Source organism: Methanohalophilus sp. RSK (genome assembly GCF_003722075.1).
Classification (GTDB): domain Archaea; phylum Halobacteriota; class Methanosarcinia; order Methanosarcinales; family Methanosarcinaceae; genus Methanohalophilus.
Genome location: NZ_RDSK01000009.1, coordinates 293,848 through 300,520, shown reverse-complemented (window position 1 = coordinate 300,520; position 6,673 = coordinate 293,848). Strand labels below are relative to the sequence as shown.

Below are 6,673 nucleotides of genomic sequence, written 5' to 3'. Positions count from 1 at the left end.
TCAACCTCAGTTCCATCGATGTGCAGGATAACATCACTGGAGTCACTCCAGCATATCTCAGCGGTGATACAAACGATGACGGTATCCTGGAACCCGGTGAAGTCTGGATGTACAATGCCACAGGTATCGCTGAGGAAGGCCAGTACGCCAACCTGGGTAACGTCACAGGTACTCCTGAAGTCGGAGATGATGTGACTGATGAGGATCCAAGCCACTACTTCGGTTCCGCACCCCTGATTGATATCGAGAAATCAACCAATGGAGATGACGCCGATACTCCTACAGGACCAACAATCGATGAAGGTGACCCTGTGAACTGGGAATATGTTGTTACTAATATTGGCAATGTAAACCTGACCAACATCAACGTGACTGATAATCAGGGAGAAGTTCCTGTATATCAGAGTGGGGACACCAATATTGATGGTATTCTTGAACCCGGTGAGATATGGACTTATACAGCATCTGGTGTTGCTGGAGTAGGACAGTATTCCAACATCGGTAATGTCACAGGTGAGTACAATGGTCTCGAGGTAAATGACAGTGATCCAAGTCATTACTTCGGTGAAGAACCGCCCCGGTCAACTCTTGGTAACTATGTCTGGGAAGATCTTGATAGGGATGGTATCCAGGATGAAACAGACACCGGAATTGCTGGTGTAACTGTCAATCTCTACACAGGAGGGGAGGTGTTTGTAACCAGTACAACCACCAATGAAACAGGCTACTATCTGTTCACAAACCTTGTTGCTGGAGATTACTTCGTTGAGTTCGTGCTACCGGATGATTATGAGTTCAGTCCTGCTGATCAGGGAGTTGACGATACAGTAGACAGTGATGCAAGTGTAATAGACGGAAGGACTGTCACAACTTCACTGTTTGCAGGTGAAGTAGACCTGACATGGGACGCTGGAATGTATCTGCCTCTTTCAATCGACATCGAAAAGTCGACAAATGGCCAAGATGCAGATGATCCAAAAGGCCCTACTGTTGAAGTTGGATCAACAGTTGAGTGGGAATATGTTGTTACAAACACTGGAAGTGCTAACCTGACCAACATCAATGTAACTGATGATCAGGGTGTAATTCCTGTATTCCAGGGTATTGATCTCAATAATGATGATATCCTGGCACCCGGGGAAATGTGGACCTACACAGCCAATGGAACAGCAGAATTCGGTCAGTATGTAAACAATGCAACTGCAACAGGTGAATATGAGGGAGAAACCGTAGAAGATAGTGACCCAAGTCACTACTATGGGGAGGAGAAAGATGTGCCTACAGCGCATCCGCTGCTAACAGTGGCCCTCATTGGAATGGGAATAGTACTGTTCCTGAGAAGAAAAGAAGAGTGAGAATGGATTTGTAAAAATCCATTCTTTATTTTTTATTGGTAACCTATAGTATGGAGAATTTAATAATAATTCCTTTTTAAGGTAAAGTCGCTACAATGTTATTATTTAACGACATATTATCTTGTACGACATATGGATTTAAACTCCTTTTTGCCTCTAACAAAAATCAGTAATTGTATTTAGAAACTAGATTTTTATGATTAACTTAATCAGCACTGGACGAAAATGCTGAAAATAAGTTATACTTTAAAATACCTTTAATCTGACAGAAATACTAGTGCGAATTCTAATTAATAGGATAATAATTAATATTGACAGTTTGAATTATCTATTGTCTGTCATTTTTAACCTTCAAATTTTTGTTTAGAAACAAAGTATACGAATAGTTAGAAACTAAGTTTACTACAGAACTATAAACCATCCACTTCATAGTTTATAGTATCCTACTACAATATGGTGGTATAAATGGAGTGGATACAATGAAACAAATGAGGATAGTGCTGGCTATATGCGCAGCATTGATGTTAATGATAGCAATTCCTGCAGCATCGGCTATAACAGTGGATGGCTACAAAAGTGCTGCAGAATGGGATGAAAACTGGGCTTTTGGACAAAACAACAATGTCTCACATGCCTACAATCCCAATGGTCCCTTTGGAGATCGTATGGAAGTCAGGCAGGGTGGAGTAAATACCTTGGTAACATCTGAGTGGAATATGGTTGATCCAAAGAACGATTCAGGTGGAGATTTTGACGAATCAATGGCATCAGCAGGTGAATCCAGTGGTTCTGATATTGGAGTGGTGTATGCCCACTATGAAGATGATACCCTATATGGGCTGTCTGAAGTCTATGGGATCCCCGGTGATTATGACGGTGACGGAGATGTATCTCAAGCCAATCCGGATACCGTGGGAAGTGCAGGTCCGGCAGGCTCAGGACTTGGTTCAGGTGAATCATGGACTATCAGCCTATATCAGGATTCCAAGTATTCAATCATTACAGTGGGTAACAATGACTGGGATGTAGAGTCTAACACCGGTATGACCTATTCGGATATTGATGCACGCCTATCAAACGATGCAGGGAATTCAGTATACGAAATAGGTATCAGTAATTTCAGTAACTACTTTACGATCGCACCGGGTGCAGAATTTGAAGTAGAACTTGCTGCAGGTGCAACACCCGATGATGTGGGAGAGGATTTTGGAACCCTTATCTTCCAGATTCCTGAACCTGATATCATGATCAAGAAGTATGTGTCACCGGACAACTCAACCTGGTATGATGCCCAAACACAAGCATCAGGTCCAATACTTGATAATTCAAGTGATGTTTACTGGAGATACAATGTGACCAATATAGGAAATGAACCACTTGTATCGGTGAATGTCACAGACAACAAGGAAGGCTTTATTTGTGATATTGGCGACCTGGCAGTATCTGAAACAGAGGTCTGCTACTACAGTGGTACTGTTCCAGACCCATGTGTGCCCTATGCAAACGTGGGTACAACCAATGGTATAGGATCGGTTACTGGAATTCCGGTAACAGATAATGATCCTGCTCACTACAATTGTGAAGAAAAACCTCCAAATGGTAATGGAGTTCCAGCCCTTACACCCATAGGTCTGGTTGCCCTTATTGGCATGCTTGGATTTGTCGCGCTGAGACGCCGTGACTGATCCTTTTCCCTTTTCTTTTTTTGACACTAATTATAAATAACGTAAAAGCATTCTTTTTACGGGGAATGCCGGGGGAATAAAATATAAGCCGCAAAAACGATTCCAAATCACTGAAATATAAAATAAAAGAACTTGCGGATAATCGGGTGGCAAGGTTTGTTGCTCTCTATCTGTTCTATATAGGGATTTTCACAGGCATGTATCTTTTCTTCAAAGAAGACCTGGGATTTTTGAAGAATCTGACCGCAGAAGTTTTCTCGTTTAGCATGAGCCTTCTGGGAGTCACAAATTCGGTTAATGAAAATGTACTACATTTTGCCAATGGAATAACAGCCATGAAAGTCGTGGATGAATGTACCGGCATATATGAGGTGCTTGTCTATTCCGGCTGTGTACTGGCATACTCCACAACTTATCAGAAAAAACTTATGGGAATAGCCTTTGGTGTACCGGCAATACTTGGTATAAACATGGTGAGGTTGGTAAGCCTTGGATTTGTAGGCCTCTGGTTTCCTGAAATATTTGACTATGTCCATTATTACTTCTGGCAGGTCACGTTGATTATAATTATAGTACTGGTTGTTCTGATATGGATCGAGAAAGTAGTGAAAAGATGAGTATTTTGGTATTTATGGGCAAGTTCCTGTTATACCTGACAATTTTGTTCATTCTGGGAATACCGGCAATCAGGGCGTACCTCGCCTCACCGAGCCATGCACTGAATGCATTTGATTTTATCACATTCTATCTGCCTATGAACCTTGTGCCTTTTATTGCACTTATCATGGCTACTCCGATTGATAATAAAAGAAGGCTGAAACTTATCGTTGGGGGGTCGTTTTTGATTCTCTTATTTACTCTGGTGGTTATAGTACTGCAATTCAATTTCATCTCTGTAGCCGGAGAACTGTTCTACATTTATGCTATCGGAAGGACAGCGTTTCCCTTTTTGTTGTGGTTTGCATTTGTATACAAAGATTTGAACTTTGAATTATGACCAAACTCCTCTGGATGAAAAGGCAGATTGAGATAAAAAAGTAATTTTCTGTACTCATTCTCAGAAACATTTTTATTCAAATGCCGACATTAAGAGGATGGCTCGATGATTAATTATATATGATAGTTACGGTAACATATTGCATTCACATTTACGAGGAAGTGTTATGGAGAATATAAAGATTGCAATTGCAGGGATTGGCAACTGCGCTAGCTCTCTCATTCAGGGTCTGGATTACTACAGTGATAAAACCGAGACGGATGCTATCGGTCTAATGCATTGGACCATTGGAGGATACGAACCCTCTGATATTGAGGTTGTAGCTGCGTTTGATATTGATAAAAGAAAAGTAGGAAAAGACATATCGGAAGCCATCTTTGCAGAACCAAATTGCACTGCTGTATTCTGTCCGGACATTCCTGTAAAAGGCATAAAAGTTACAATGGGCAGCATCCTCGATGGTGTTTCTGAACACATGACGGATTATGAAGATAAATACAAATTCATAACCAGTGATGAAAAAGAGTCCTCCAAAGAGGATATCGTGCAGGTTCTGAAAGATTCCGGTGCTGAAATGCTCTTGAATTTTATGCCTGTAGGGTCAGAAAAAGCTGCACGCTTTTATGCAGAATGTGCTCTGGAAGCAGGAATTGGTTTCATTAACAACATGCCGGTTTTCATTGCCAGTAATCCTGAATGGGCTCAAAAGTTCGAAGAGAAGAACCTGCCGATAATAGGTGATGACATAAAGGCCCAGCTTGGAGCCACTATCACTCACAGGACACTGGCAGACCTTTTCAGCAAACGTGGGGTCAAACTGGAAAAAACCTACCAGCTAAACACCGGTGGAAATACTGATTTCCTTAATATGCTCAATCGCAGCAGGTTATCTTCCAAGAAAACATCCAAGACCGAGGCTGTACAATCCGTACTCAAAGACCGTCTGGATGATGAAAATATACATGTCGGTCCAAGTGACTATGTACCCTGGCAAAAGGACAACAAAGTATGTTTCCTGAGAATGGAAGGAAAACTGTTCGGCGATGTTCCCATGAATATAGAACTACGTCTTTCAGTTGAGGATTCTCCCAATTCTGCAGGTGTTGTTATTGATGCCATACGCTGTTGCAAACTTGCACTTGAAAGAGACACCGGTGGAATTCTGTATTCCCCTGCATCTTATTTCATGAAGCACCCACCTAAACAATACAACGATGACGAAGCCTTCCTCATGACAAATGATTTCATCGAAGGCAACAGGGATAACTGAAACGCAAGATGCCTTATCAAATAAGGAAAATATTTGGTGTGGATTTTAGCGGGTCTAAAAAAGCCTGCAATAAAATATGGGTAAGTGAAGGCAGCGTTCACGATAAATCTCTCAGAATCCACACCTGTCATCCTGCTCACTTTTTTTCTGAAAGCCATGATACTCAGAGCTGTATTGCTGCTCTTTATGGCACGATCTCCAGAGAAAAATATGCTATTTTTGGAATGGATTTTCCTTTTGCACTCCCATCTTCCCTTACAGAAGAAAACAACTGGCAGGATTTCATAATCAATTTTCCTCTCAAACATACGTCTGCAGAAAGTTTCAGGGATTACTATCGCCAGAAAACAGATGGAAAAGAATTCAAACGTAAGAAGGAAAATGAAAAAGGCGCACCATTTGCTGCATACAATCTCTGGCTGTACAAACAGACCTTTCATGGTATCTCAAGAGTAATTAATCCCCTTGTAAGGAATAATCTTGCCTGTATTCTTCCTATGCAACCCCCGCATCCTGAAAAACCCTGGGTAATTGAGATATGTCCGGCCTGCACTCTTAAAGAAAAGGGTCTATATGTGCCGTATAAAGGAAAAAAGAGTGACAGAAAAATTAACAGGAAAATGATTGTGGATAAGTTAGAAGAATTCAATATTCTGCTTGATGATGAAATAAAAGATATATGTATTTCAAACGCTCAAGGAGACGCTCTGGACAGTATTCTGGCAGCGTATGCCGTATTTAGGAATATGCAAATCCTGGAAGAAAAAAATCCGGATGAACTTGAAAAAAGAGAAGGGGATGTTTATTATTAGTCCCCTTTTGGTTCTATATTCACCAGTTCATAAATATCATCAGGTTTTGTCAATATGTGCATGTTTTCCATTTCAGCCAGTTTTTCTGAATTGGTAACATCAATGTCCCGCATCTTCAATTTCATTTCTCTTCCACTGGGTGCATAGGTGGTAACCTCACCCCGTACCTGATCTACAGGCAGGACATAAATTGGGGTCTGTCCTTTTGCTGTCTGGGCCACCACATTTGTTACAAGAGTATCGGCAATACCGTGCGCTATCTTGGCAACAGAATTGGCTGTAGCCGGTGCGATTATTAAAGCATCATAATGGCCAACCTGCAGTGGGCCGGCAATAAAAGGCGAGTTTGGTCCCGCATCTGCTTTGAAGTTAGGGAAATCCTTTTGAATATCATCCCACATGCGATACCATTTCATTACAGTTTCCCCTTCTCTTGAAAGAAATACCATAAACTCAATATCGGTTTTTTTCTTTATGTCTACCATTATGTCATATGTCTCTTTTATAAGGTCACCTGAGCCTGTAATTCCCCATGCGATTCTTTTCATAGTATC

General features: G+C 41.2%; 7 protein-coding genes. 6 read left to right on the top strand and 1 reads right to left on the bottom strand.

From position 1 onward, the window contains the following. The 6 genes from EFE42_RS04555 to EFE42_RS04530 all read left to right on the top strand — a co-directional run. The coding region (locus EFE42_RS04555) for an SdrD B-like domain-containing protein (protein WP_123136121.1) at positions 1 to 1,355 on the top strand (1,355 nt) is incomplete at its 5' end. Positions 1,356 to 1,834: 479 nt separating this feature from the next. Further along, positions 1,835 to 3,040, top strand: coding sequence for a VPXXXP-CTERM sorting domain-containing protein (locus EFE42_RS04550; RefSeq protein WP_123136120.1), 1,206 nt, complete (start codon positions 1,835 to 1,837; stop codon positions 3,038 to 3,040). A 146-nt stretch (positions 3,041 to 3,186) separates the two neighbouring features. After that, the gene (gene artB, locus EFE42_RS04545) at positions 3,187 to 3,657 is read left to right on the top strand and encodes an archaeosortase B (protein ID WP_233564717.1); all 471 of its coding nucleotides are present in this window, start codon (positions 3,187 to 3,189) and stop codon (positions 3,655 to 3,657) included. Next, positions 3,654 to 4,037 carry a hypothetical protein gene (locus tag EFE42_RS04540; RefSeq protein WP_233564716.1) on the top strand — a complete coding sequence of 128 codons (384 nt, stop codon included), beginning with the start codon at positions 3,654 to 3,656 and terminating at the stop codon, positions 4,035 to 4,037. The genes artB and EFE42_RS04540 overlap by 4 nt, the downstream gene beginning before the upstream one ends. Positions 4,038 to 4,203: 166 nt before the next feature. Next, a complete protein-coding gene (locus EFE42_RS04535; protein WP_123136117.1) occupies positions 4,204 to 5,307 on the top strand; it encodes an inositol-3-phosphate synthase in 1,104 nt (367 codons plus the stop codon). An 8-nt stretch (positions 5,308 to 5,315) separates the two neighbouring features. After that, on the top strand, positions 5,316 to 6,119 hold the full coding sequence (locus EFE42_RS04530; RefSeq protein ID WP_123136116.1) for a hypothetical protein: 804 nt from the start codon (positions 5,316 to 5,318) through the stop codon (positions 6,117 to 6,119). On the opposite strand, the gene afpA is transcribed toward EFE42_RS04530, so the two are convergent. Next, positions 6,116 to 6,667, bottom strand: a complete 552-nt coding sequence (afpA, locus tag EFE42_RS04525; RefSeq protein ID WP_123136115.1) for an archaeoflavoprotein AfpA — start codon at positions 6,665 to 6,667, stop codon at positions 6,116 to 6,118. The genes EFE42_RS04530 and afpA overlap by 4 nt on opposite strands. Between the last annotated feature and the right edge of the window lie 6 nt (positions 6,668 to 6,673).

Bases quoted from the DNA above. Each gene is read 5' to 3' on its own strand.
- afpA (WP_123136115.1), bottom strand. From the start codon at position 6,667: ATGAAAAGAATCGCATGGGGAATTACAGGCTCAGGTGACCTTATAAAA.
- EFE42_RS04540 (WP_233564716.1), top strand. From the start codon at position 3,654: ATGAGTATTTTGGTATTTATGGGCAAGTTCCTGTTATACCTGACAATT.
- EFE42_RS04530 (WP_123136116.1), top strand. From the start codon at position 5,316: ATGCCTTATCAAATAAGGAAAATATTTGGTGTGGATTTTAGCGGGTCT.
- EFE42_RS04550 (WP_123136120.1), top strand. From the start codon at position 1,835: ATGAAACAAATGAGGATAGTGCTGGCTATATGCGCAGCATTGATGTTA.
- EFE42_RS04535 (WP_123136117.1), top strand. From the start codon at position 4,204: ATGGAGAATATAAAGATTGCAATTGCAGGGATTGGCAACTGCGCTAGC.